Below are 24498 nucleotides of genomic sequence, written 5' to 3'. Positions count from 1 at the left end.
GAGCGAAATGGTTGATATGACTAAAACTACCACCGAGAAAAAACTCACTCCGAGCGATATTCGCGGCGTATTTCTTCGTTCTAACCTGTTCCAGGGGTCATGGAACTTCGAACGTATGCAAGCGCTGGGCTTCTGCTTCTCTATGGTGCCGGCGATTCGTCGCCTGTATCCGGAGAATAATGACGCGCGTAAACAGGCGATTAAACGTCACCTGGAGTTCTTTAACACTCATCCTTACGTTGCGGCGCCGGTACTGGGCGTGACCCTGGCAATGGAAGAAAAGCGTGCGAACGGCGCAGAGATTGACGATGGCGCTATCAACGGTATCAAAGTCGGTCTGATGGGACCGCTGGCAGGCGTCGGCGACCCTATCTTCTGGGGTACCGTCCGTCCGGTATTCGCGGCGCTGGGCGCAGGTATTGCAATGAGCGGCAGCCTGCTTGGTCCGCTGCTGTTTTTCATCCTGTTTAACCTGGTGCGTCTGGCGACCCGTTATTATGGCGTGGCTTATGGCTACCGCAAAGGCGTCGATATCGTTAAAGATATGGGCGGCGGCTTCCTGCAAAAACTGACTGAGGGGGCGTCAATCCTCGGCCTGTTTGTCATGGGGGCATTGGTTAACAAGTGGACGCATGTGAATATCCCGCTGGTGGTCTCCACCATCACCGGTCAGGATGGTCAGACACGCGTTACCACCGTGCAAACCATTCTCGACCAGCTGATGCCGGGTCTGGTTCCGCTACTGTTGACCTTTGCCTGTATGTGGCTGCTGCGTAAGAAAGTTAACCCGCTGTGGATTATCGTGGGCTTCTTCGTCATTGGTATCGCCGGCTACTCCGTAGGACTGCTGGGCCAGTAAGACTGTTGTACACTACCGGGGCCAAACGGCCCCGTTTTTTTATTTCTCTGGAGGATAAATGACTATCACGGACCTGGTGCTGATTCTCTTTATTGCCGCATTATTGGCTTACGCTCTCTACGATCAGTTCATCATGCCCCGTCGTAATGGCCCCACTCTGCTTTCTATAGCCCTGCTCCGCCGCGGTCGCGTAGACAGCGTTATCTTCGTTGGGCTGGTCGCCATCCTTATTTATAACAACGTAACCAGCCACGGAGCGCAGATGGCCACATGGTTATTAAGCGCGCTGGCGTTAATGGGGTTTTATATATTCTGGATCCGCACGCCACGGATCATCTTTAAACAACGTGGCTTTTTCTTCGCCAATGTCTGGATAGAATATAACCGTATTAAAGAGATGAATTTATCGGAAGACGGCGTACTGGTGATGCAATTAGAACAACGACGCTTGCTTATCCGTGTACGCAATATCGACGATCTGGAAAAAATATATAAACTTCTTATTGAAAATCAATAATCTAAGATATAGCCTCAACTATGTTTTTCGAATTTTATTTCGAATCATAATATAGCTAAGGCTATATTTTCTATTGGCCAATTGTTATTTAATTTAACGTTTTATTGATGAATAAATCTAAATGAAAATCGTTTTCAATTAGAAGGCAAATAATATTTTATCGCTGTTGTTTTATATTCTAAAAATATGTTAATGTTGCGCCGTCAATTGGGGAGTAGCCGATTTCCAGACTCCGGAAATGTACGCGTCAACATACTCGTTGCAAAACGTGGCGCGTACGGACCAGCCGCCGCTGGTCAGGCGAGACCATAGGCGCATCAACTGCTGTGTATTTCGTCACAGAATGGCGACATGCATGTTTGCTGGGGGCAGTGATGTGTTTAATGGATACCCCGGTCAGGACGTTGTCATGCACTTTACTGCTACTGTTCTTCTCGCTTTCGGCATGTCGATGGATGCTTTCGCGGCATCAATTGGCAAAGGCGCCACCCTACATAAACCCAAATTCTCAGAAGCGTTGCGTACCGGCCTTATCTTTGGCGCGGTTGAAACGCTGACCCCGTTAATCGGCTGGGGGCTGGGGATATTGGCGAGTAAATTCGTTCTGGAATGGAACCACTGGATAGCCTTTGTTCTGCTGATCTTTCTGGGCGGACGCATGATCATCGAAGGTATCCGCGGCGGTAGTGATGAAGATGAAACACCGTTACGCCGCCACAGCTTTTGGCTATTAGTCACGACGGCTATCGCGACCAGCCTCGATGCGATGGCGGTTGGCGTCGGTCTGGCGTTTTTGCAGGTAAACATCATCGCTACCGCATTAGCTATCGGTTGCGCCACGCTTATCATGTCCACCCTCGGAATGATGATCGGTCGCTTTATCGGCCCAATGCTGGGTAAGCGTGCTGAAATTCTCGGCGGGGTCGTACTGATAGGAATTGGCGTCCAGATCCTCTGGACGCATTTTCACGGTTAACGGTTACGCTGCCAGAGATGAAGGTTGAAATCCGTCTGGCAGCTAAGTCCGGCGCTGGCAGCCAGTTGTTCCCACACTTCTGGCCTGGCGCGCCAGGCAAATGGCGTCATTTGCAACAGTGCTACAGCCGCTTCGGCGGTGAGCTGCATGTGATAAGCAAGGCGGATACTCTGCTGCAATGTGAATCCGTCGAGCTGCTCGGTATACGGCGCATGTAAACGCACCTCATCATAAATGAGCCCTTTTAGTTCCATCAGATGATGCGGCCCTGGCGTGGCGGTAACGACCCAACCACCAGGTTTCACCACACGCGCCAATTCCTGCGCCTTACACGGGGCGTAGATTCTGATCACCGCATCCATTGACGCATCGGCAAAGGGCAGTCGATGGCTTGACGCCACACAAAACTTCACCTGCGAATAGCGTTTCGCCGCCGCTTTGATCGCCGTTTTAGCAACGTCCAGTCCAAACGTGGTGACTCCCGGCAACGCCTCGGCAAAAGCATGAGTGTAATACCCCTCGCCGCAGCCGATATCCAGAATCGCCGTGGCCGACTGATCCAGCCGCTCGCGCAACAGGTTAATCACGGCATCGCGCAGCGACTGATAATGGCCCGCATCAAGAAACGCTCTCCTCGCCTGCATCATTTCGGCGCTGTCGCCCGGATCGCGCGAACGTTTATGCTGTACCGGCAGCAGATTGATGTAGCCCTCTTTCGCCACATCAAACTGATGGCGCTGTGGACATATAACGCTGTTATTCATCTGCGTAAGCGGCTGATGGCAAAGCGGACAGGTAAACGACATGACAACTCCGGACTGGGGCGCTAAAGGGCGCAAGTGTAACGCGAATTGCGCCCCGGGAAAATCCTTTACGAGCCCGGAACCGCAACGTGGCTGCCATGCATCACCAGAAGGTGATCTGAATCGGCTGGCATACCGTCTGGCTCAACATTTTCCAGCCGCAGCACATCGCCCATGATCTGGCTGAATACGGGCGCAGATACCGCGCCGCCATAATAAGCCCCATTTTGTGGATTATTAATCACCACCACCAGCGCAAACCTGGGGTTACTTGCCGGCGCGACGCCTGCGGTATATGCCACATACTTATCGACGTATTTACCATCATCGCCAATTTTTTTCGCCGTCCCGGTTTTGACCGCAATACGGTAGTCTCTTACTGCGGCTTTTGTTCCGCCGCCGCCAGGCAACGCGACGCTCTCCATCATATGTTCCACCTCGTGCACCAGTTCTTCCGGCATTACTCGCGTGCCGATCACGGGTGGATCAACTTTGGTGATCGATAACGGACGGTAGATACCAAAGCTGCCAATCGTGGCATAAACATGCGCCAGTTGCAGCGGCGTCACCATTAATCCATAGCCAAAAGCGAAGGTAGCGCGATCTAAATCACTCCAGTAACGGCGTTTCGGTAATAACCCGCTGCTCTCTCCGGTGAGACCCAGTCCGGTAGGCACGCCGAAACCAAAGCTTTTATAAGTATCCATTAATTTCTGCACCGGCATCGCCAGAGAAAGGTGAGAAACGCCGGTATCGCTGGATTTTTGCAAAATGCCGGTTAATGTCAGTTCCGGATAGTAACCGACGTCGCGGATACGGTGTCCATCGAGAGTAAAAGGATGGGTATCGATAACGCTGTCCGGCTGCACGATGCCCTGCTGTAACGCAGTCATAATGACCAATGGCTTCACAGTAGAACCGGGTTCGAAAGTGTCGCTAATCGCGCGGTTACGAAAATCGTCCAACTGCGCGCCTTCACGATTGTTCGGGTTGAAATCCGGGTAGCTCGCCATCGAGAGAATTTCACCCGTTGGGATGTTAATCAATACGGCAGCGCCGGATTCCGCTTTGTTCCAGATGACGGCGTTATCCAGCGCATCTTCGGTAACCGTTTGCAGACGTTCATCAATGCTAAGCTGAAGTTCATGAGCAGGAACCGGATTCACTTCCGTAATGTTCTCAATAACGTGACCAAATTTATCTTTACGCACCAGTCGGGAGCCCGGTTTTCCCGTCAGTTGCGCGTTAAAGCTCTTTTCAATACCTTCTATTCCCTGCCCGTCGATATTGGTAAAGCCGATCAAATTGGCCGCTACGTGTCCGGCAGGGTAAAAACGGCGCGACTCTTCCCGCAGGTTGATACCCGGTAGATTCAGTTTATCTATCCATTCGGCTTGCTGGGGTGAAACCTGGCGCGCAAGGTAGATAAAACGGCCTGCCGGGTTACTGTTTACCCGTTCCGCAAGCGTACTGAGCGACAGATGCAGGGCGCTGGCCAGCGCCTGCCAGCGCTCATTGTAGCCAACGCCGCCTTTGCTTATGATAGTCTTCGGATCGGCCCAGACAGCATTAACCGGAACGCTCACCGCTAAGGGCCGCCCTTCTCTGTCGGTGATCATGCCGCGTGGAGAGGCCGTGGTCACTTCACGAAGCGAGCGCATATCTTCTTGTTTCACCAGTTTCGACGGCGTAACAATTTGCAGCCATGCCACCCGCCCTAACAACAATGCCATACTGAGCAGAATGGCAGTGCAAAGTAGTGCAAAACGTATGGGCGTAAAATTACGGGTATCGCCGTCGCTTTTCTTTTTCACCTGATCTCCAGCCGAATCATTTTTCAGGTGATTGATTTAACGGGAAACGGCCGGAAAAACCAGAAAAAACAATGCTAATAACCTCGCGCCTTTGCAACAAATCGCTAACGAGAGCGCATCCAGACACATTTTGAAGGATATTGAATTAAAAAGCCCCGCTTTTAGCGAGGCTTTATATCTGAGGCTGACGCGACAAACGCATCAAATCAGTGGTGTCGATCAGATAGCTGTTACGTTAACAGCAGCCGGACCTTTCTGGCCGTCCTGAATTTCGAACTCAACGTTCTGGCCTTCAGCCAGAGTTTTGAAACCATTGCCCTGGATAGCGGAGAAGTGTACGAACACATCTTTGCTGCCGTCAGCCGGAGTAATGAAGCCAAAACCTTTGGATTCGTTGAACCACTTAACTTGACCTTTAATCTTTGCCATTTGCAAAATTCCTTAGAGTGTTTTCTTTGCCCGTAGGCATAACATAGATAAAACTGAGACATTACTGCTTGAGGCACTAATATAAGGTTCGGCAGAGAAGCGGTATTCAACGTCAACGTGTTTACTCAGGACTTCTTTACTGAAAATGCCACACATAAACAGAACTGTACCTCGTTTAACCCAAAGCCTGTTATCACATACAACGTTAATTATGGCAAGCCATTTTTAAACGTGTCTCGATCCGTCGCACAAATTACGAGAACCTTCACAAATTGACAGCACGTTTATGCAACAAAATTGCGAAAGATATATCCTCACGCGCTGACGGACTCCTGACAACGTCACTGCTGAAAAGCCATTTTTCTACCATAGCTCAATAACTTCGCTTCTTCCAGTGCATCAAATCACATTTAAAAGCTGTATTTTTCATATCACTTTTTATGCTGAGTTATGCATAAATTGTCACAATGATAAAAAACACCTTTTAATCAAAATAATAGAAAAGAAAAGCGATTTTCGACACCGCTTTTTGTGATGTTCTGCGTCTTTACAGAATGCCTTAAAATAATGAACAAACAATGACAATCCATAAAGAGAGAGAAACGTTTCGCTTTTAATAGAGAATGAGCGGTATCACAAAAATGCCATATGTCCATTTGTTATACATATAAAACTATGTTGCATATAAAGCCATATATTATGTAAGGTGTTGATGCTGTAGTATCAGTTGCAAACGGCAACGCGGAGAGATCCGACGGGGAAATGGGGCGTATGGCACTAGCGCCATTTGCGCCCCGGTAAGCATTATCGTTCTGCAACCAGACGAATGATGTCCTCATCCTCTTTTGGTTCGCTTGCCGCTGTTGCGGGTTCCGCTTCTTTTTCTGGTTCGTTTGCTTCGCAAAGACGGCGTAACAACGCGTTTTGCCGCTTCTGTTGATCCAATAACGCTTCGAGCAATTCTATCTGCTCGTTGGCACGGGAACTTGCCCGGTTGACAAAGAACCAGAGCGCCAGCCCCACCACCAGAACCACCATTGATACTATTAAAGATGCAAGAGAAAACGCACCAGAGTTTAAAACGTCGTTCATTTCACCACCTCAATGTAGAGACGTCATTCTACCACTGCTACACGGGAAGGAAATCTCTGGTGTAAAACGTTTACCAGGGAATAAATTTATTGATGGCGCAAATACCGCTGAAAAATTGTACATCCTGATCGCACATGATATTAAACACCTGCGCCCACAGCAACAGGCATACTACCACCACGATGCCGAGAACGACCCATCGAAATTTTTTCACTCCACTCTCCGATCTTACATCTTATGTCGCTAAATTATCATGAGTTACTTAAACCAGGAGTAACTGTAGCGGCATTATATGTTTTTAGGAATGATTCACTTGTTTCAATCAATGTACACGCTACTCTTATTTTAACTAAAAAAGAAAAGAGGTAGTAATGCGTTTGATCATTCGCGCAATTGTATTGTTTGCCCTGGTGTGGATAGGCCTGCTGATGAGCGGCTATGGCATCCTGGTGGGAAGTAAAGTGAACGCTGCGGGGCTGGGTTTACAGTGCCATTACCTGACCGCACGCGGCACCAGCACGGCGCAATATCTCCATACCAACAGCGGCATTATTGGCTTTTCCGACTGTCCCATTTTCAGAAAAATCGCCACCGTGGTGGATAATGGCTAAGCGGCAATAAATAATTTCACAGTGAAACTATCACCAATAATTCCCCTATATTGGCTGTTGTTCATAAGTACTGTTAAATAATATTTTAATAACCGTTAAATAAGCCGACAGATATTATCTACTTTTACGATTTCATCCCACCCGATGTTATAAAAAAAGCAGCTACATTTTTCGTAGCTGCTTTTTTTTAACGTCATGCAAATAACGTTGCTTAGAAGGGATAATCGTTGTAACCCATTTGTTCAGAAATTTTACGCGCGGCGGCGTGTAACATAGCCACATATTCCTGTAGGCGTTCTTCTGAAAAACGCAGCGTCGGGAACGAAATGCTTAACCCTGCGATGACTACGCCAAAACGGTCAAATACCGGTACGCCGATACAACGTAACCCTTCTTCCTGTTCTTCGTTATCTTCACCGTAGCCTTGCGCACGCACTTCATCCAACAGCGGCAGCAACGCTTCAGTGCTGGTAATCGTGCGTCCAGTGCTTTGCTTATACTCTACGCCGTCGAGAATCTGCTTAACCTCATCACGGTCGCGCCAGGCCAGAAGCACTTTACCGATGGCCGTACTGTACAGCGGATTACGACGCCCAATACGTGAGTACATCCGCAGATTGTACATAGAGTCAATTTTATGGATATAGACAATACTGTCTTCATCCAGCGCGCCAAGATGGATAGTTTCTTTTGTCAGACGAGACAGTTCGCGCATCTGAATGTCCGCACTGCGGATGAGATCAACATTTTGCAACGCTCGTGCGCCCAGCTCAAACAGCTTTAGCGTCAGAGAGTATTTTTCAGACTCCCCCTCCTGAGCCACGTAGCCCAGCGTTTTCATGGTTTGCAAAAAGCGATAAACGGTGCTTTTCGACATCATGACGCGCTGCGATAGCTCGGTAATCCCTATTTCACGCTCTTCACCCAGCGCCTGCAGAATGCCGAAAACTTTCAGCACAGAAGATACAGAATCAGGCTGCTTATCCAGATCTGCGTTTGCCATTTATCACCTCATTACGAGCGTTTTATAAAATTCAGAACGAGTTTTTATTATAATTTCACGCCAGGTCGCCCGCAATCCATCTTTGCTTACTTCGTTACAAATCTGCGACATAACAACTCAGTATTAATGCTAACATTATTATTCAGCTCATAATTCCCCTTATTACAAAATACTTATGGAAAAAACACGGGCCGATGGCCTGCCCCTCCCGCAGAGATACGGCGCTATCCTGACGATTATTATCGGTATTTCGATGGCGGTTCTGGATGGCGCAATCGCTAATGTCGCGCTGCCAACCATTGCGACTGATTTACATGCCTCCCCTGCCAGCTCTATCTGGATTGTCAATGCGTACCAAATCGCCATTGTCGTCTCACTGCTTTCCCTGTCTTTTTTAGGCGACATGTTTGGTTATCGCCGGATCTACAAATGTGGTTTAGTGGTATTTCTGCTTTCATCATTGTTTTGCGCGCTTTCAGACTCGCTACAGATGCTGACGCTGGCGCGTATCGCGCAGGGATTTGGCGGCGCGGCGCTAATGAGCGTAAACACGGCGCTGATTCGTCTTATCTACCCCCAGCGTCATCTGGGACGAGGCATGGGAATTAACTCTTTTATCGTCGCAGTCTCTTCCGCCGCGGGTCCGACGATCGCCGCAGCGATTTTGTCCATCTCATCATGGAAATGGCTGTTTCTGATTAATGTCCCGTTAGGTATCATCGCGTTAATTCTGGCCATACGCTTTTTACCAGCAAACATCGCCCATGACACTAAGCCGCGCTTTGACTTACCGAGCGCGGTAATGAATGCGCTCACATTTGGCCTGCTGATTACCGCATTGAGCGGCTTTGCCCAGGGACAGTCGCTAACGTTGATTGGCGCAGAGCTGCTCGTTCTGGTCGTGGTCGGGTTTTTCTTCGTGCGCCGCCAGCTTTCTTTGCCCGTCCCTTTGTTACCCATCGACTTGTTACGCATTCCGCTTTTTTCACTCTCGATCGGCACGTCAATTTGCTCGTTCTGCGCGCAAATGTTAGCCATGGTCTCGCTACCTTTTTATCTGCAAACCGTGTTGGGCCGTAGCGAAGTAGAAACCGGCCTGTTATTGACGCCCTGGCCGCTGGCAACGATGGTAATGGCGCCGCTGGCGGGATACCTGATAGAACGTCTTCATGCCGGTTTGCTGGGGGCGCTGGGAATGGTGATAATGGCAGCCGGGTTGTTTGCGCTGGTCATGTTGCCAGCCTCCCCCTCCGATCTGAATATTATCTGGCCGATGATCCTTTGCGGCGCAGGGTTTGGCCTGTTCCAGTCGCCGAATAATCACACCATTATCACTTCCGCGCCGCGTGAGCGCAGCGGTGGCGCCAGCGGGATGCTGGGCACGGCGCGACTGTTAGGCCAAAGTACTGGCGCCGCGCTGGTAGCGCTGATGTTGAACCAGTTTGGCGATAGCGGTACGCATCTTTCGCTGCTTGCGGCGGCGATCCTGGCGACTCTCGCAGCGGTGGTGAGCGGTTTACGTATTACGCAACCACGCGTTCAGGCGTAAAAAAAGCGCGTCATTCGACGCGCTTTTCATACTTGCCAGTGGGCTTATTATTTCAGGTACTCACCGCTACGCAGCGCTTCAATGCGTTTATCCAGCGGTGGGTGCGTCATAAACAGCTCGCTTAACGATTTCGATTTACCGTTAATACAAAACGCCATCATGCTGGTCGCTTCTTGCGGCTCGTAGCTGGTTTTCAGGCGCTGCAGCGCGGCAATCATTTTTTCACGGCCAACCAGCTTCGCCGATCCCGCATCGGCATGAAACTCACGGTAACGGGAGAACCACATGGTGATAATGCTCGCCAGAATACCGAAGACCAGTTCCAGCACCGTCGCAACGGCGAAATAGATTAGCGGATTACCGTTACTTCCTTCGCCTTCATCGCGGTTGCCGCCCAGAAAACCAGCAGCAATTTGCGCGATAATGCGCGAAATAAAGATAACGAAGGTGTTAACCACCCCTTGAATCAACGTCATCGTCACCATATCGCCATTGGCAATATGGCTGATTTCATGCGCAATGACGGCTTCCGCTTCGTCAGGGCTCATGTTTTGCAACAAACCGGTGCTCACAGCGACCAATGAGGCGTCACGGCGTGCGCCCGTCGCAAACGCGTTAATGTCCGGCGCATGGTAGATAGCAACCTGCGGCATGGCGATACCGGCCTGGCGCGCTTGCGTTGCTACGGTGTTCATCAACCAGCGTTCTCTTTCATTGCGAGGCTGTTCAATAACTTCCCCTCCTACGGATTTTAACGCCATCCATTTGGACATCAGCAATGAAATAAAAGAACCGCCAAAACCAAACAGCAGCGCCATGATCAGCAAGCCTTGCACGCTGCTCGACTGTATCCCTGTCAGGCTCAGAACCAGCCCGAAAACGACCATCACGGCCAGGTTCGTCAGCAGGAAGAGCGCGATTCGCATCATAATTTTCTTTTAACCTCAATTTAACAAAGCGCACTATGCGATTACCCACATCGTATGGGTCTTATGGCTATTTTCAAGCATCACCAGGCGGTAAGTCACGAGAAAAACACAACTTTACATTTTGTAGCATTATCCTGACGACTTCTGCGCTTGTTAAAAAAAACAGGCACAATTTTTTGTGCCTGTTTAGCGTTACTTATTGGCTGCCGCCTGCTCCGCTGGTTTTTCTTTTTCAAGATGCGCCAGGTCCAGAGCAATCTTCACCGTTTCATCAAGGTACGGGTCCGGCTCCTGGTAATCCTTTGGCAGATCGTCCAGTTTCTTCAGCAACGGTTTACCCTCACGTTTAAACCGATCGTTAATACGCGCCAGACGCAGAGCGTCTTCTTCATTGTTCTCTTTCTCACGCTGCGCATAATTCAGAGAGACGATGTTGCGCTTATCCTTCATGGCATTGAAACGTGCGATATCCTTCATGATGTACTGAAACTCAGGATCTTTGGCGATACGCGCGTTGTGTTCTTTCAATAATTCCGGGCCAAACGGGGCCAAATCGTCCGATTTCACGTATTTCGCCGCATCAATGCTATCCCACGGCAAGGCGTTATCTTCAAATTTTTCTCCGGTTTCCGTCTCTTCATTGCCGGTCGGCATGATGATATCCGGCGTGACCCCTTTACGCTGCGTACTACCGCCGTTGACACGGTAAAACTTCTGAATGGTGTACTGCACCGAACCCAGCGCAGGCCATTCCGGGCGAAGCATCTGATCGTAAATTCGGTTTAGCGAACGATATTGCTGTACCGTCCCTTTACCGAAGGTCGGCTCACCGACAATCAGCGCGCGACCATAATCCTGCATCGCGGCAGCAAAGATTTCCGATGCCGAGGCACTGAAACGATCGACCAGCACCACCAGCGGGCCTTTGTAGTAGACCACGCCGTCGGTGTCGCTATCCTCACGCACTTTGCCGTTATTGTCGCGCACCTGAACTATCGGACCAGAAGGGATAAACAGACCGGAAAGCGAAACGGCTTCCGTCAGCGCCCCACCGCCGTTTGAACGCAGATCGATAACGATGCTGTTAACGTTCTGTTTTTCCAGCTTCTGAAGCTGAACTTTGACATCATCGGTCAAGCCGACATAGAAGCCTGGAATATCCAGTACGCCAACTTTTTCCTTGCCGACGGTTTTCACCGACATTTTAACCGCGCGATCTTCAAGACGAATTCGTTCACGCGTCAGCGTGATAATACGCGTTTTCGTCCCTTTGCCAGCCGGCAGTATTTCCAGTCGAACCTTGCTGCCTTTCGGCCCTTTGATCAGCGCCACCACATCGTCAAGACGCCAGCCAATAACGTCGACCATCGGTTTTCCGGCCTGCCCTACGCCGACGATACGATCGCCGACGCTAATCGACTTGCTCTTCGCTGCCGGGCCGCCGGCAACCAATGAGTTAATGACAGTATAATCGTCATCCATTTGCAGCACCGCGCCGATACCTTCCAGAGACAGGCTCATTTCGGTATTAAACTGCTCGGTATTGCGGGGAGAAAGATAATTCGTATGCGGGTCGATTTCACGCGCAAAAGCGGTCATCGCCAGCGAGAACACATCTTCACTGTTGGTCTGCGCCAGGCGACGAATAGCGAATTTGTAGCGACGCGTCAGCGTTTCGCGAATTTCTTTGTCGCTCTTGCCGGTGAGTTTCAGGCTGAGCTCATCGAATTTCACTTTGCCATCCCACAGCGCATTTAGCTCAGCCTCATCTTTCGGCCAGGGCGCTTTACTGCGGTCCAGGTTAAACGTATCGTTTCCGGTGAAATCCATTGGCCGTTCCAGCACTTTTAGCGCGTACTGGTAACGTTCAAACCGGCGCTTTTGCGCCAGGTTATAAAGATCGTAAAAAACATCCAGCTTACCCGTGCGCAGCTCATCGCCCAACACGGTTTTCTTTTTCGCAAACTGCTCGACATCGCTCGCCAACAAAACGTTGTGGCTATAGTCGAGAAGATTCAGATAGCGATCAAAAATCTTTGCCGAAAATGCCTCATCCAGATCGAACTGGCGATAGTGGGAGCGGGTAAAACGCGACGTTACGCGCTCGCTCACCGTCGCATGTTGCGTCTCTTCCTTTAGTACGGGAATTTGATCGGCACGCGTAATATCTTCCACGGCGAAGGACTGGCCTGCTAATGCAAGCAGGCCAGCTAACGCGGTAAGCCTAAAAAAAGTGTTCATGCCAGGCCTGGCCTCCGTTTCAGAACACCAGGTGTTCTGCGCGTACAATCAAAGACATACCCGAATTCAGCTGTACACGGACACCATCTTTGGTGATTTCTAATACGGTGGCATCCATCGCATTATTACCCGCTTTCACCTTGAGGGACTGCCCTACGGTCAATACTGAAATATCAGAAACCGGCGTGTGCTTCTCTTCGCGAGGCGCACGCGGCGCTTTCGTCGTCGGTTTATCAGCGCGAGGTTTACGTTCAGCGCCTTCTTTACGACGCGCTACCGGGCGAGGTTTACGCTCGCGTCGCGGCGCGTCTTCTTTTTCGCCAGCCGCCGCGGCAGCTTCGCGTTTTTTCGCTTGCTGCTCTGCGCGCTGCGCCTGAACACGGGCTTTGGCTTCTTCAAGCTGCTTACGCGCATGTTCGACATGCTGTTCTTCCAGCTCGCCGCACGGATTGCCATCAAGGTCGACGCGCGTTGCGCCCGGCTTAACGCCGTACAGGTAACGCCAGCTTGAAGTATAAAGACGTAAAGCGGAACGAAGTTGCGTTTTGCTGAGGTTCATTTCGCCCCCAACTCGCTCTACCAGATCCTGAAAAATACCAATTTTCAGCGGGCGAGCTTCGCCTTCCGCACTAAAACAGTGAGGAAAACGCTCGGCCAGAAACGCGATAACTTCTTTACTGCTATTCAACTTAGGTTGATTTTCCATGAAATTTCCTGATTACAACGGACGTAGCCAACAAGCAGCAGGCATGAACAGGCGTCATTATAATGACGCCATCAGTAATTGCTACGTTATCCGTTGATTATCCTGCGACGCTCGCAAAGAATTTTTTGTAATCCGTCGTTGCAAGCACGGTTTCAAGCTGTGCGACCAGCGTACGCAGGCCGTGTTCATCTTCTTCGGTAAAACGGCCAAACGCCGTGCTATCTATATCCAGCACGCCGATAATCCGTTCGCCAACCGTGACAGGCAGCACAATTTCGGCGTTGCTGGCGGCATCACAGGCAATATGGCCGTCAAACGCATGAACATCATCAATACGTTGAACCTTATTCTGCGCTACCGCTGCGCCGCACACGCCGCGACCAACCGGAATCCGCACACAGGCGATTCGCCCCTGAAACGGCCCCAACACCAGCGTATCGCCTTCGAGGAGATAAAACCCTGCCCAGTTCACCTCGGTAAGACGTTCGAACAGTAGCGCGCTGGTATTCGCCAGCGTGGCCAGAAAGCTGGTTTCACCTGCCATTAACGACTGAAAATCGCGGTTTAACGCCGCGTATAGTTCTGTTTTGCTCATTATATAATCACTTCGTGGTCTTACTCCTAAACACAGGCTATTAAAATAAGCATTAAATGCGTTCTTGCTCAAGATTATTCCTGTCATGAGTTAAGATTACATTATTCTAACACTTTGATTCACGATACATGGCTCTGAACACCTCACACGTCACGCCAACAAAAAAGCTAACGATCAGGTCAATTAGCGAAGCGCTGCCGCGCAGCCACTACCAGCGCTGCCCTGAATGCGACATGCTGTTCAGCTTGCCGGAGATGAGCGCTCATCAAAGCGCTTATTGTCCTCGTTGCCAGGCCAAAATTCGCGATGGGCGCGACTGGTCGCTGACGCGGCTGACCGCGATGGCGGTAACCATGCTGCTATTGATGCCGTTTGCCTGGAGCGAACCGTTACTCCATATCTACCTGTTGGGTGTACGCATTGATGCCAATGTGATGCACGGCATCTGGCAAATGACGCAACAGGGCGATCCGTTAACCGCCGCAATGGTGCTCTTTTGCGTGGTGGGCGCGCCGCTTATTCTGGTTTTTTCAATTGCTTACCTGTGGTTTGGCAGCCTTCTCGGCATGAATCTGCGTCCAGTCCTGCTGATGCTGGAAAAACTGAAAGAGTGGGTGATGCTGGACATCTATCTGGTCGGTATTGGCGTTGCCTCTATCAAAGTGCAGGACTATGCCTTTCTGCAGCCGGGCATCGGGCTTTTAGCGTTCGTTTCGTTGGTGGTTCTTAGCATTCTGACTATGATTCATCTGAATGTGGAGCAACTATGGGAACGATTTTATCCGCAGCGCCCTGCTCAACGTGCGGACGAAAGATTGCGCGTCTGTCTTGGCTGCCACTTTAGCGGCTATCCGGATGCAAAAGGACGCTGCCCGCGTTGTCATATTCCGCTACGGTTACGCAGAAAACAGAGCATACAGAAGTGTTGGGCGGCCTTGCTGGCGTCTATTGTCTTTTTGCTGCCGGCAAACCTGCTGCCTATCTCGGTAATCTACATTAATGGCGGGCGTCAGGAAGATACTATCCTGTCGGGCATTATGTCGCTTGCCAGCAGCAATATCGCCGTCGCCGCCGTCGTTTTTATCGCCAGTATTTTGGTGCCGTTTACCAAAGTCATCGTGATGTTTACGCTACTGTTGAGTATCCATTTTAAATGCGAACAGGGACTGCGGACGCGAATTCTGTTGCTGCGTCTGGTGACATGGATAGGCCGCTGGTCGATGCTGGATCTTTTCGTTATCTCGTTAACCATGTCTCTGATTAATCGCGATCAGATTCTGGCTTTTACTATGGGACCGGCTGCGTTTTATTTCGGCGCAGCGGTAATTTTGACTATTCTTGCAGTGGAATGGCTGGATAGCCGCTTACTTTGGGATGCACATGAGTCAGGAAACGCCCGCTTCGAAGACTGAAGCGCAAATTAAAACCAAACGCCGTATTTCACCTTTCTGGCTGCTACCGCTTATCGCGCTAATGATCGCAGGGTGGCTAGTATGGGATAGCTACCAGGATCGCGGCAATAGCGTGACTATCGATTTTATGTCGGCGGATGGTATCGTACCAGGCCGGACTCCCGTTCGTTATCAGGGAGTAGAAGTCGGCACCGTGGAAGATGTCAGCCTGAGCAAAGATCTGCGCAAAATTGAAGTTCGCGTCAGTATCAAATCAGATATGGAAGATGCGTTGCGCGAAGAGACGCAATTCTGGCTGGTGACGCCCAAAGCCTCGCTGGCGGGCGTTTCCGGCCTGGATGCGTTGGTCGGCGGGAATTACATCGGTATGATGCCAGGTAAAGGCAAGCCCAGAGATCATTTCGTCGCCCTGGATACACAGCCTAAATACCGGCTTAGCAACGGCGATCTGATGATTCATCTCAATGCGCCGGATCTCGGTTCGCTTAATAGCGGTTCACTGGTCTATTTCCGTAAAATCCCTGTCGGACGGGTGTATGACTATTCGATTAACCCTAACAAACAGGGCGTGACGATTGACGTTCTGATTGAGCGACGGTTTACCGATCTGGTGAAAAAAGGCAGCCGTTTTTGGAATGTCTCCGGCATTGACGCCGATCTAAGCCTGAGCGGCGCGAAGGTGAAACTGGAGAGCCTCGCGGCCCTGGTCAATGGCGCGATTGCGTTTGACTCACCGGACAATTCCAAACCCGCCGCCCAGGATGACACGTTCGGCTTATATAAAGATTTAGCCCACAGCCAACGAGGGGTAATCGTTAAACTTGAGCTGCCCAGCGGAGACGGTCTGAAAGCGGAATCTACGCCGCTCATGTACCAGGGACTGGAGGTGGGTGAGCTTTCTAAACTGACGCTCAACCCTGGCGGTAAAGTCACCGGAGAGATGACCGTCGATCCCAGCGTTGTTCCGCTGATGCGGGAAAATACGCGTATTGAGTTACGCAATCCCAAACTGTCGCTAAGTGACGCGAATATCAGTTCGTTGTTAACCGGAAAAACCTTCGAGCTGGTGCCGGGCGACGGCGAACCGCGCAGTGAATTTGTGGTGGTGCCGGGTGAAAAAGCCCTGCTGCATGAGGCGAATGCCTTAACCCTGACGCTGACGGCCCCGGAAAGTTACGGCATCGAACCGGGCCAGCCGTTAATTTTACATGGCGTAAAAATTGGCCAGGTCATTGAGCGCAACTTATCCAGTAAAGGCGTGTCATTCATCGTCGCGATTGAACCGCAGCACCGGGATTTGGTACAGGGCGACAGTAAATTCGTGGTCAACAGCCGGGTAGATGTCAAAGTCGGCCTTGACGGCGTAGAGTTCCTCGGCGCCAGCGCCAGCGAGTGGATTGACGGCGGAATTCGTATTTTACCCGGTACGAGCGGGAAGATGAAATCCACCTACCCGCTCTATGCTAACCTGGAAAAAGCGCTGGAAAATAGCCTCAGTGACTTACCGACTACCACCTTAACGCTGACGGCCGAAACGTTGCCGGATGTCCAGGCAGGTTCCGTCGTGCTGTATCGAAAATTTGAAGTAGGCGAAGTCATCACCGTTCGCCCACGCGCCAATACCTTTGACATCGACCTGCATATTAAGCCGGAATATCGCCACCTGTTAACCAGCAATAGCGTGTTCTGGGCGGAAGGCGGCGCGAAGGTGCAACTTAACGGCAGCGGCCTAACGGTACAGGCCTCGCCACTCTCCCGCGCGCTGAAAGGGGCCATTAGTTTTGATAACCTGAGCGGCGCCAGCGCCAGTCGGCGCAAAGGCGATAAACGCATTCTTTATGCTTCAGAAACCTCCGCTCGCGCGGTAGGCGGACAAATTACGCTGCACGCGTTCGACGCCGGAAAATTGGCGGAAGGGATGCCCATTCGTTACCTCGGTATTGATATCGGCCAGATCCAGACGCTGGAATTGATCACCGCACGTAATGAAGTGCAGGCAAAAGCCGTCCTTTATCCGGAGTACGTACAGACATTTGCCCGCGCCGGGACACGTTTTTCCGTTATTACGCCACAAATTTCCGCGGCGGGCGTCGAGCATCTGGATACGATTCTCCAGCCCTATATTAACGTTGAGCCAGGACGCGGCGCGGCACGGCGCGACTTTGAACTGCAGGAAGCCACGATTACCGACTCACGCTATCTGGATGGGTTAAGCATCGTCGTGGAGGCGCCAGAAGCAGGCTCGCTTAATATTGGTACACCCGTCCTGTTCCGCGGTATCGAAGTGGGAACCGTCACCGGAATGTCCCTGGGGTCGCTCTCCGATCGCGTGATGATCACCTTGCGCATCAGTAAGCGTTACCAATATCTGGTGCGTAATAACTCCGTATTCTGGCTTGCCTCCGGCTATAGTCTCGACTTTGGTCTGACAGGCGGCGTGGTGAAAACGGGGACATTCAATCAGTTCATCCGTGGCGGTATCGCCTTCGCTACTCCACCTGGTACGCCGCTGGCACCAAAAGCGCAAGCCGGTAAGCATTTCCTGTTACAAGAGAGCGAACCGAAAGAGTGGCGTGAATGGGGTACCGCTCTGCCACGTTAAACACCCGGCTCCGGCGTACTCGCGCCGGAGCGTTTTATGCTACACTGCGCGCCTGTTTTTTTGCCGGCGATACACCTGTGGCTCAACACGCTGTCTATTTTCCTGACGCTTTTCTGACGCAAATGCGTGAAGCAATGCCTTCCACGCTCTCTTTTGATGAATTTATTTCGGCCTGCCAACGCCCGTTGCGCCGCAGTATACGCATCAATACGCTTAAAATCTCCGTGGCTGATTTCCTTGCCCTAATCGCGCCCTACGGCTGGTCGCTCACGCCAATTCCGTGGTGTCATGAAGGATTCTGGATCGAGCGCGATGATGAAGAGGCATTGCCGCTTGGCAGTACCGCTGAGCATTTAAGCGGCCTGTTTTACATTCAGGAGGCCAGTTCGATGCTGCCGGTCGCGGCCCTGTTCGCCGATGATAATCATCCGCAGCGGGTCATGGATATGGCAGCGGCGCCTGGCTCCAAAACCACGCAGATCGCTGCCCGCATGGGGAACCGCGGCGCCATTCTGGCCAACGAATTTTCGGCCAGCCGCGTCAAAGTTCTGCACGCTAATATCAGCCGATGTGGAATCGCCAATACCGCACTGACGCATTTCGATGGCCGCGTATTTGGCGCTGCGTTACCGGAGATGTTTGACGCTATCCTGCTGGATGCGCCCTGCTCTGGCGAAGGCGTAGTACGTAAAGATCCTGATGCGCTAAAAAACTGGTCGCCAGAAAGCAATCTGGATATCGCGGCTACACAGCGGGAACTGCTCGACAGCGCTTTTCATGCTTTACGACCCGGCGGCACGCTGGTCTACTCCACCTGCACGTTAAATCGCCAGGAAAACGAAGCGGTCTGCCTCTGGCTGAAAGAGACCTACGCCGACGCCGTTGAATTTTTGCCGCTGGGTGATCTGTTTCCTGACGCTGACCGCGCCCTCACCCCGGAAGGCTTCCTGCACGTCTTCCCGCAAATTTACGACTGCGAAGGATTCTTTGTCGCACGTCTGCGTAAAATGTCATCCCTTCCAGCCATGCCCGCGCCGGGGTATAAAGTGGGGGCGTTTCCTTTTACCCCCCTCAAAGGCCGCGAAGCATTACACGTTACCCAGGCGGCCAACGCCGTCGGACTGTTATGGGATGAAAATCTCCATCTTTGGCAGCGTGAAAAAGAGGTCTGGCTGTTCCCGGCAGAGATTGAATCACTGATCGGAAAAGTCCGTTTTTCCCGGCTCGGCATTAAGCTGGCCGAAAGTCATAATAAAGGCTATCGCTGGCAACATGAGGCGACGATAGCCCTTGCCTGCCCGACTCATGCTCACGCGTTCGAACTCTCTGCGCAAGAGGCGGAGGAGTGGTATCGCGGTCGGGATATTTATCCGCAAACACCCCCTGCCGCTGATGATGTCCTGGTGACGTTCCAGCATCAGCCGCTTGGTCTGGCAAAACGTATCGGCGCCAGAATAAAGAACAGTTACCCGCGTGAACTGGTACGTGATGGCAAACTCTTTACTGGTAATAGTTAAAAGGCGCACAAAAAAACCGCACTTTTTGACTGGCGCTTTTGCGTACGTTGACTACGCTGAAAAATGGACGGCTAAACTGGTCGTACCACAATTAGCGTATTAACGGAGAGCACGATGATGAAAACCAGTGTGCGCATTGGCGCTTTTGAAATCGACGATGCCGAATTACATGGCGAATCGCCGGGGGAGCGAACGTTAACAATCCCCTGTAAATCCGATCCGGATTTATGTATGCAACTGGACGCCTGGGATGCCGAAACCAGCGTTCCCGCCATTCTCAACGGGGAACATTCCGTTTTGTTCCGTAATCATTACGATCCTAAATCTGATGCCTGGGTCATGCGTCTTGCCTGACTCAAAAAGAACCCGTCGCCAGGCGGGTTATTTATTCTTCCTTTTCTCATTTCCCCCCTGCGCTAACCTCTCCTACACTATCGTGTAAAGTAGTTAACATTGAGGATGTAATGTTCGCGCTGGTACTTTTTGTATGTTACCTGGATGGAGGATGCGAGGATATTGTCGTGGACATCTACGATACCGAGCAGCAGTGTCTTTATTCGATGGACGATCAACGGATTCGCCATGGCGGCTGTTTTCCGGTAGAAGATTTTATCGACGGCTTCTGGCGACCTGCGCAGCAATATAGCGATTTTTAACCCTGGTCGCTGATACCGCTATTGTATCCGCGCTAACGTCAATTGCCCGCCAAATACCGCGCCCGTATCAATATAGTGTACGTTGGCGAAATCCATGCGCCGACGCAACGGCGTATGGCCAAACCAAAAATGATCGGCACCGCTAATCCCGCCGCGCTTATTTATGAGCCGTTCGCGGCTCCAGAGAACCTGATGTAAGTCGACCTTTTTTTGCCATTGATAGGTTGATGCTGGATAATCTGCATGAGCGATCACATGCGTGCTATGGCGGCAGCGAACTTCCAGTATCCAGGGCAGCCGCTGACAAAGGATAAAAAGCGCTTCAGCTTGCGCAGCGTGTTCAGCGGTCAGGCGGGTAAACCAGTCGCCACCATTCATCAACCACAGCGTCGACTGCAATGAGGCCCGCGCATCCAGCGCCATTTGTTCATGATTGCCGCGAACCGCCGTCATCCAGGACTTACGCAGTAAAGCCAGGCAACCCAGGCTGTCCGGGCCTCTATCAATGAGATCGCCCACAGAAACTAACAAGTCTTGTTGCGGATCAAATCGACACTCACGTAACCTTTTCATTAACATTGAAAAACAGCCGTGAATATCGCCGACCACCCAGACATGCCGCCAATTCTTTGCCTCTATTCGCTGATAAATCTCTTCAGGCCGCATCATATTTTTCCTGTCGTTCATTATCCAGGACAGATATAAAAGGATAGCGTGTGCAGATTTTCTTGCTTAGTAAATGTGCTCTGTTGTAAATAGCGAATTTCATCAGTAGCGAGTAAATACTTTGTTATTATCGCAATAAAATATAACTGGCTGCGCCAGGGGAGTGTTATCCCCTGGCGCAGCCAGCTACTCACTATCGCCTGTTCACGTTCAATATTCTCCCTCCTTAAAAGCATGCCAAAAACATAAACCACATATCGACACCACAGGCTTCAGCACACTCTTGAGCTGAGTGAGTTGCAAGGCAAACCAGCGCCAATGCAGGTGTCGTTACCGTGGCGACCATCGCCCCCACAAACAGGAGCAGCATAATTTTTTTTAAAGGCGGCATAACCTCTCCTGACAGTTAACAGACCATTAATCCTTATCGAGACATCATCCGTGCGCGGGTATCATAGACTTAACAACACGCAGCGTTACAAAAAAAACTGTCTGGTTATGTAGGTATTTAGGGTAATAACAATTATTTTAAGTTTTAAGGGTATCCATTTTATTTTTATATTAAAATAAAGATGGCGACGTTTTGTTAAAAGCGTCGCCATAAAAATGAATATATACTTTCAGAAAATCTGCTATTAATTCATATGGTTAATAGCAGTATTGTGTTTGCTATCTTCAGGAGGCATTCTGAAGATGCTTATTCGCAATATCTTCTATAGTTAACTGAAATTGTTGTGGCGTCGGCATCGTCCCCTTATTAAACAGCGGCGCAACCTCTTTCATAACGATTTTCTCAGCATACGCTTTAAAAGACACCTGCTGATTATGATTTATAAACATATGCGGATATTTAATGCTCGCTGCAGCAATGAGGGGGACGACAAAAGGATTCGCTCCTGCCCCACCTGGAGTAAATACGCCGTTTTTTATCTCCCCAGGTAGCCCCGCATTCTGCGCAGCCTCTCCTATCTCTTTCAGAAAGGGGGTAATACTGACCCCTTTACTGATGAGTAATTTACAACAGTGATCTTTATTATTACTGTACACGGCTGATAACATGGCTTCGCATGTCTGACGAGCATAGGCCGGATCTTTACTCGCATTACCTTTGATATCCAGGCTATTGAGCTTTTGCAGCATAAAATCTTTAACAGTTTTACTGGTTAATACTGCCCTACCCTCAGAAGCGCTCCCACGATGAAAATGGCTAGTCGGTATGTCTGTTTGCAGATGCAGGCTAAAGCGATCAGACAGACTCGTCGACAGGCTGATAAAGCTATTTCTAACGGCAGTAATACTTTTTGCAAAAACGTCCTTATCCGTTGTTTTTTCTTTTACTGGTTCAACGTCACTTCTATGGATTCTATAGTGCTGGGTGGATAGTGTTATGTTAGTCACGGTAGTTCTCCTTTTGGGTACCTATGCATAGCTACACTTTATTTATATTTCTTGCTTTCAAAAAATAGCCACCTTCGCCACAACCATTTTTATTCATTGATCTGTATAAATTTTATTTTCCTGATGAATTTTGTTCTTCTGTCATTTAGCCTGTTTTTTTTCGGCGCAAGGAGATCGACTTTTATCGAGGAACATTTTTGCCGGGACAATCCTGAACAGGCAAAACATCACTTCAATTCAACTGCTGCGTCACGCAAAAACATTCATGAATATTATTATTTATGCTGATGTTGTTACGATTTTGCCCCTATTCAAACACTGACTGTCAGTTATCCTGCCTGCAGGTTAGCCGCTTTTTCAAAACCTATAAAGTCTCCACGCCAAACCTCTCCACCACTGTAATCATTATCTAAATATCAATTAATTAACTGATTTTTATATATTATGACTTTTCATGGCGTTCAGAAAAACTACAAATGAAATGGATTGACGCATCTATTAGTGGTCAAAAAAACGCGCTACGAGAAATAATCAGTAACAATTGCAACACTATTCCAATCATAACGTAAACTATATGATACCAGTCGATTATTATTGCTTTTAGGTAACATCTTTGTATAGCCGCTTTTAAGCAACAATACTCTAACACAACATATAACATTATAACTCACAATAGGTTAACAAATGGAATTACAGCTTATGCTTAACCACTTTTTCGAGCGCGTCAGAAAGGATGCAAATTTCAACGCATTTCTAATCGATCTGGAATATAATAATATCGCTTATTACATCTATTTTGTTGCTACCGGTAATGTGAAAATTATCACTCATGCAGGCCATTTCATTTCTATTAAAAGCAATAGAAAGCTGATTAAAGTCAATTCAACACCGAATACGCAATTAATAAAATTGACTTCAGCCAAACACTTTTCGGGGGAGCATTCCTATGAAAAATACTGTACCGATCTGGCAACGGCAGGCGTTTTTAAATGGATTGTAGAATTAAACCAAAAAACTCGACAATACTGGTCGAAAGACAACCAATTATTATATATAGAAAATGTGGTCATGCCGCTTTAACAAGCCAGGGTAATAATAGCGTCAGTCGTGACATCCGGCGTGTTACGACTGCGGGTTATCCATTTGAAACTATGATGAGAGTCTGACTACGAGAGTTATCCTGTGCAGTCCGACCGACGCAGCAACGTTTGACACGATGCTCGACAACAGCATCTCCTGATGCAGGAGAAATGATATTCAAAGCGATATCGACTAAAAGCTCAAAATATTTGTCTGCTATTTATATTCTATCTAATTAATACCCTCCAGGAAGTGTGGCATAATTGCAGAATCTGTCAGGATTCCGGGAGCATACCGGAGCGTAATCGGAAAACCATCTGGAGATGTATGAGCAAGGATGAAATCAGTTATCAAATTCTTTACCGGTACTCTCTGGAAAAGCTATACAGTACTCTTACCAGAAGAGTAGATAACGTGCTGTCATTCGCCCTCGTTTTTCTCGGGGTCGGCGTCACCATAAACGTCGGGAGTCCCTTTATTCTGGGGCCAGGCATTGTGGGTATCGCCATACTAAAAAGAGTACTCCGCTTCGGCACGCGATCAGCACAGGCCGACCGGCAGTCCCGCGCCTGGCTGAAACTTTTTAATACTCAGCACCGCTTTCCTTCAGATAAAACACTGTTCCTTGCCTTCACATCGCTTGAGCAAGGCGCGAGCGAAGTATGGTCCATGCTTATTGGTCCTGCCATCGTCATGACTGAGACCGCCCTCGGAAAAACGCCCATTGAGCCATTGACGGCGGGTGAAAAACTCTGCGCATTTTTGAGTGGCGCGACGAAATCCCAGCCAGCAGATCGCAATTGACCTGTCTTCTAAACGCCTGCGCCATACCACAGAGATTTAGTATAAAATTAATTAATGGAGTACTAACGCTGTCAGCAGGTTTCTCTGAGTGAAAGATTCGTATTATACGCACAGCCCAGTTTACAGTTTATATAACAGCGCTATATGTTTTTGTATCCGTACCATGCCGCCTACAAGCGGCTATCTGAGTACCTCTAGCCGTGCCAGGGGCGAAGGGCAATTAGTTAAACGCCATCCAG

At 49.8% G+C, this 24498-nt stretch carries 27 protein-coding genes and 1 riboswitch; of the genes, 12 read left to right on the top strand and 15 right to left on the bottom strand.

Going from position 1 to position 24498, the window contains the following annotated elements:
• Positions 1-7: 7 nt before the first annotated feature.
• The 3 genes from QEN32_RS09715 to mntP all read left to right on the top strand — a co-directional run bounded on the left by QEN32_RS09715 (position 8) and on the right by mntP (position 2352).
• Positions 8-859, top strand: a complete 852-nt coding sequence (locus tag QEN32_RS09715; RefSeq protein WP_001518647.1) for a PTS mannose transporter subunit IID — start codon at positions 8-10, stop codon at positions 857-859.
• Between the two features lie 58 nt (positions 860-917).
• Positions 918-1376: a DUF986 family protein gene (locus tag QEN32_RS09710; RefSeq protein WP_183060834.1), complete on the top strand. Its 459-nt coding sequence runs from the start codon at positions 918-920 to the stop codon at positions 1374-1376.
• A 196-nt stretch (positions 1377-1572) separates the two neighbouring features.
• Positions 1573-1674, top strand: a riboswitch (yybP-ykoY riboswitch).
• Positions 1675-1785: 111 nt separating this feature from the next.
• Positions 1786-2352, top strand: a complete 567-nt coding sequence (gene mntP, locus QEN32_RS09705; protein ID WP_001518359.1) for a manganese efflux pump MntP — start codon at positions 1786-1788, stop codon at positions 2350-2352.
• Here mntP and rlmA read toward each other — a convergent pair.
• From rlmA to mgrB, 6 genes are all read right to left on the bottom strand, one after another.
• Positions 2349-3158, bottom strand: a complete 810-nt coding sequence (gene rlmA, locus QEN32_RS09700) for a 23S rRNA (guanine(745)-N(1))-methyltransferase (RefSeq protein WP_183060835.1) — start codon at positions 3156-3158, stop codon at positions 2349-2351. The genes mntP and rlmA overlap by 4 nt on opposite strands.
• Positions 3159-3223: 65 nt before the next feature.
• Positions 3224-4969, bottom strand: coding sequence for a peptidoglycan glycosyltransferase FtsI (gene ftsI / locus QEN32_RS09695; protein WP_000730322.1), 1746 nt, complete (start codon positions 4967-4969; stop codon positions 3224-3226).
• Positions 4970-5188: 219 nt separating this feature from the next.
• Positions 5189-5398, bottom strand: a complete 210-nt coding sequence (gene cspE / locus QEN32_RS09690; RefSeq protein WP_001062678.1) for a transcription antiterminator/RNA stability regulator CspE — start codon at positions 5396-5398, stop codon at positions 5189-5191.
• 12 nt (positions 5399-5410) lie between these two features.
• A complete protein-coding gene (locus QEN32_RS09685; protein WP_001537930.1) occupies positions 5411-5554 on the bottom strand; it encodes a DUF2627 domain-containing protein in 144 nt (47 codons plus the stop codon).
• 648 nt (positions 5555-6202) lie between these two features.
• Positions 6203-6490 carry a YebO family protein gene (locus tag QEN32_RS09680; protein WP_001000660.1) on the bottom strand — a complete coding sequence of 96 codons (288 nt, stop codon included), beginning with the start codon at positions 6488-6490 and terminating at the stop codon, positions 6203-6205.
• A 70-nt stretch (positions 6491-6560) separates the two neighbouring features.
• Entirely contained in the window at positions 6561-6704 is a 144-nt protein-coding gene (mgrB, locus tag QEN32_RS09675; protein ID WP_000714547.1) for a PhoP/PhoQ regulator MgrB, read from the bottom strand.
• Positions 6705-6861: 157 nt separating this feature from the next.
• Between mgrB and yobH the strand changes: the two genes are divergently transcribed.
• Positions 6862-7101 (top strand): invasion protein YobH, encoded by a 240-nt coding sequence (gene yobH, locus QEN32_RS09670; RefSeq protein ID WP_001236777.1) that lies wholly within the window; start codon positions 6862-6864, stop codon positions 7099-7101.
• Between the two features lie 211 nt (positions 7102-7312).
• Here yobH and kdgR read toward each other — a convergent pair whose 3' ends face one another.
• The gene (gene kdgR / locus QEN32_RS09665) at positions 7313-8104 is read right to left on the bottom strand and encodes a DNA-binding transcriptional regulator KdgR (protein ID WP_001262195.1); all 792 of its coding nucleotides are present in this window, start codon (positions 8102-8104) and stop codon (positions 7313-7315) included.
• Positions 8105-8279: 175 nt separating this feature from the next.
• On the opposite strand from kdgR, the gene QEN32_RS09660 reads away from it, so the two are divergent.
• Positions 8280-9653 (top strand): MFS transporter, encoded by a 1374-nt coding sequence (locus tag QEN32_RS09660; protein WP_000416139.1) that lies wholly within the window; start codon positions 8280-8282, stop codon positions 9651-9653.
• A 47-nt stretch (positions 9654-9700) separates the two neighbouring features.
• Here the strand turns inward: QEN32_RS09660 and htpX are convergent, their stop codons facing one another.
• From htpX to QEN32_RS09640, 4 genes are all read right to left on the bottom strand, one after another.
• On the bottom strand, positions 9701-10582 hold the full coding sequence (htpX, locus tag QEN32_RS09655; RefSeq protein ID WP_000984498.1) for a protease HtpX: 882 nt from the start codon (positions 10580-10582) through the stop codon (positions 9701-9703).
• 192 nt (positions 10583-10774) lie between these two features.
• Positions 10775-12823, bottom strand: coding sequence for a carboxy terminal-processing peptidase (gene prc, locus QEN32_RS09650; RefSeq protein ID WP_001091237.1), 2049 nt, complete (start codon positions 12821-12823; stop codon positions 10775-10777).
• 19 nt (positions 12824-12842) lie between these two features.
• The gene (gene proQ, locus QEN32_RS09645; protein ID WP_000431401.1) at positions 12843-13529 is read right to left on the bottom strand and encodes an RNA chaperone ProQ; all 687 of its coding nucleotides are present in this window, start codon (positions 13527-13529) and stop codon (positions 12843-12845) included.
• Positions 13530-13626: 97 nt separating this feature from the next.
• A complete protein-coding gene (locus QEN32_RS09640; RefSeq protein ID WP_001518229.1) occupies positions 13627-14124 on the bottom strand; it encodes a GAF domain-containing protein in 498 nt (165 codons plus the stop codon).
• Positions 14125-14252: 128 nt separating this feature from the next.
• Here QEN32_RS09640 and yebS point away from each other — a divergent pair, with 128 nt between their 5' ends.
• The 5 genes from yebS to QEN32_RS09615 all read left to right on the top strand — a co-directional run bounded on the left by yebS (position 14253) and on the right by QEN32_RS09615 (position 20311).
• Positions 14253-15536, top strand: a complete 1284-nt coding sequence (gene yebS / locus QEN32_RS09635; RefSeq protein ID WP_001207293.1) for a membrane integrity lipid transport subunit YebS — start codon at positions 14253-14255, stop codon at positions 15534-15536.
• A complete protein-coding gene (locus tag QEN32_RS09630) occupies positions 15505-18138 on the top strand; it encodes a PqiB family protein (protein ID WP_001521100.1) in 2634 nt (877 codons plus the stop codon). The genes yebS and QEN32_RS09630 overlap by 32 nt, the downstream gene beginning before the upstream one ends.
• Before the next feature lie 77 nt (positions 18139-18215).
• Positions 18216-19655, top strand: a complete 1440-nt coding sequence (gene rsmF, locus QEN32_RS09625) for a 16S rRNA (cytosine(1407)-C(5))-methyltransferase RsmF (RefSeq protein ID WP_001604881.1) — start codon at positions 18216-18218, stop codon at positions 19653-19655.
• Positions 19656-19772: 117 nt separating this feature from the next.
• Positions 19773-20009 (top strand): YebV family protein, encoded by a 237-nt coding sequence (locus tag QEN32_RS09620; protein WP_024131167.1) that lies wholly within the window; start codon positions 19773-19775, stop codon positions 20007-20009.
• A 110-nt stretch (positions 20010-20119) separates the two neighbouring features.
• Entirely contained in the window at positions 20120-20311 is a 192-nt protein-coding gene (locus QEN32_RS09615) for a DUF1482 family protein (RefSeq protein ID WP_000457838.1), read from the top strand.
• Between the two features lie 18 nt (positions 20312-20329).
• Here QEN32_RS09615 and pphA read toward each other — a convergent pair whose 3' ends face one another.
• The 4 genes from pphA to sopE2 all read right to left on the bottom strand — a co-directional run bounded on the left by pphA (position 20330) and on the right by sopE2 (position 22375).
• Complete coding sequence (gene pphA / locus QEN32_RS09610) at positions 20330-20980, bottom strand: protein-serine/threonine phosphatase (RefSeq protein ID WP_061425091.1); 651 nt, start codon at positions 20978-20980, stop codon at positions 20330-20332.
• Between the two features lie 17 nt (positions 20981-20997).
• Positions 20998-21213, bottom strand: a complete 216-nt coding sequence (locus QEN32_RS22675) for a serine/threonine protein phosphatase (protein WP_306726691.1) — start codon at positions 21211-21213, stop codon at positions 20998-21000.
• Positions 21204-21368, bottom strand: a complete 165-nt coding sequence (locus QEN32_RS09605; RefSeq protein WP_001134851.1) for a hypothetical protein — start codon at positions 21366-21368, stop codon at positions 21204-21206. The genes QEN32_RS22675 and QEN32_RS09605 overlap by 10 nt, the downstream gene beginning before the upstream one ends.
• 284 nt (positions 21369-21652) lie before the next feature.
• Positions 21653-22375 carry an SPI-1 type III secretion system guanine nucleotide exchange factor SopE2 gene (gene sopE2, locus QEN32_RS09600; protein WP_265322385.1) on the bottom strand — a complete coding sequence of 241 codons (723 nt, stop codon included), beginning with the start codon at positions 22373-22375 and terminating at the stop codon, positions 21653-21655.
• A 684-nt stretch (positions 22376-23059) separates the two neighbouring features.
• On the opposite strand from sopE2, the gene QEN32_RS09595 reads away from it, so the two are divergent.
• Both QEN32_RS09595 and QEN32_RS09590 read left to right on the top strand, forming a co-directional pair.
• A complete protein-coding gene (locus QEN32_RS09595; protein ID WP_000422887.1) occupies positions 23060-23455 on the top strand; it encodes a DUF1398 domain-containing protein in 396 nt (131 codons plus the stop codon).
• A 327-nt stretch (positions 23456-23782) separates the two neighbouring features.
• The gene (locus tag QEN32_RS09590; RefSeq protein ID WP_023194965.1) at positions 23783-24259 is read left to right on the top strand and encodes a hypothetical protein; all 477 of its coding nucleotides are present in this window, start codon (positions 23783-23785) and stop codon (positions 24257-24259) included.
• Positions 24260-24498: the final 239 nt, after the last annotated feature.

Source organism: Salmonella sp. SA14318 (assembly GCF_029866905.1).
GTDB classification, from domain to species: Bacteria; Pseudomonadota; Gammaproteobacteria; order Enterobacterales; family Enterobacteriaceae; genus Salmonella; species Salmonella enterica.
The sequence above is the reverse complement of the archived record's forward strand: the minus strand, read 5'-3'. Positions and strand labels throughout refer to the sequence as shown.

Bases quoted from the DNA above. Each gene is read 5' to 3' on its own strand.
- QEN32_RS09640 (WP_001518229.1), bottom strand. From the start codon at position 14,124: ATGAGCAAAACAGAACTATACGCGGCGTTAAACCGCGATTTTCAGTCG.
- pphA (WP_061425091.1), bottom strand. From the start codon at position 20,980: ATGATGCGGCCTGAAGAGATTTATCAGCGAATAGAGGCAAAGAATTGG.
- QEN32_RS09605 (WP_001134851.1), bottom strand. From the start codon at position 21,368: ATGCCGCCTTTAAAAAAAATTATGCTGCTCCTGTTTGTGGGGGCGATG.
- QEN32_RS22675 (WP_306726691.1), bottom strand. From the start codon at position 21,213: ATGCTTTTAAGGAGGGAGAATATTGAACGTGAACAGGCGATAGTGAGT.
- QEN32_RS09595 (WP_000422887.1), top strand. From the start codon at position 23,060: ATGGAATTACAGCTTATGCTTAACCACTTTTTCGAGCGCGTCAGAAAG.
- QEN32_RS09620 (WP_024131167.1), top strand. From the start codon at position 19,773: ATGAAAACCAGTGTGCGCATTGGCGCTTTTGAAATCGACGATGCCGAA.
- QEN32_RS09680 (WP_001000660.1), bottom strand. From the start codon at position 6,490: ATGAACGACGTTTTAAACTCTGGTGCGTTTTCTCTTGCATCTTTAATA.
- QEN32_RS09710 (WP_183060834.1), top strand. From the start codon at position 918: ATGACTATCACGGACCTGGTGCTGATTCTCTTTATTGCCGCATTATTG.
- proQ (WP_000431401.1), bottom strand. From the start codon at position 13,529: ATGGAAAATCAACCTAAGTTGAATAGCAGTAAAGAAGTTATCGCGTTT.
- mntP (WP_001518359.1), top strand. From the start codon at position 1,786: ATGCACTTTACTGCTACTGTTCTTCTCGCTTTCGGCATGTCGATGGAT.
- QEN32_RS09630 (WP_001521100.1), top strand. From the start codon at position 15,505: ATGAGTCAGGAAACGCCCGCTTCGAAGACTGAAGCGCAAATTAAAACC.
- yobH (WP_001236777.1), top strand. From the start codon at position 6,862: ATGCGTTTGATCATTCGCGCAATTGTATTGTTTGCCCTGGTGTGGATA.
- QEN32_RS09715 (WP_001518647.1), top strand. From the start codon at position 8: ATGGTTGATATGACTAAAACTACCACCGAGAAAAAACTCACTCCGAGC.
- rlmA (WP_183060835.1), bottom strand. From the start codon at position 3,158: ATGTCGTTTACCTGTCCGCTTTGCCATCAGCCGCTTACGCAGATGAAT.
- kdgR (WP_001262195.1), bottom strand. From the start codon at position 8,104: ATGGCAAACGCAGATCTGGATAAGCAGCCTGATTCTGTATCTTCTGTG.
- QEN32_RS09660 (WP_000416139.1), top strand. From the start codon at position 8,280: ATGGAAAAAACACGGGCCGATGGCCTGCCCCTCCCGCAGAGATACGGC.
- prc (WP_001091237.1), bottom strand. From the start codon at position 12,823: ATGAACACTTTTTTTAGGCTTACCGCGTTAGCTGGCCTGCTTGCATTA.
- htpX (WP_000984498.1), bottom strand. From the start codon at position 10,582: ATGATGCGAATCGCGCTCTTCCTGCTGACGAACCTGGCCGTGATGGTC.
- QEN32_RS09615 (WP_000457838.1), top strand. From the start codon at position 20,120: ATGTTCGCGCTGGTACTTTTTGTATGTTACCTGGATGGAGGATGCGAG.
- cspE (WP_001062678.1), bottom strand. From the start codon at position 5,398: ATGGCAAAGATTAAAGGTCAAGTTAAGTGGTTCAACGAATCCAAAGGT.
- yebS (WP_001207293.1), top strand. From the start codon at position 14,253: ATGGCTCTGAACACCTCACACGTCACGCCAACAAAAAAGCTAACGATC.
- QEN32_RS09590 (WP_023194965.1), top strand. From the start codon at position 23,783: ATGAGCAAGGATGAAATCAGTTATCAAATTCTTTACCGGTACTCTCTG.
- QEN32_RS09685 (WP_001537930.1), bottom strand. From the start codon at position 5,554: ATGTGTGGCATTTTCAGTAAAGAAGTCCTGAGTAAACACGTTGACGTT.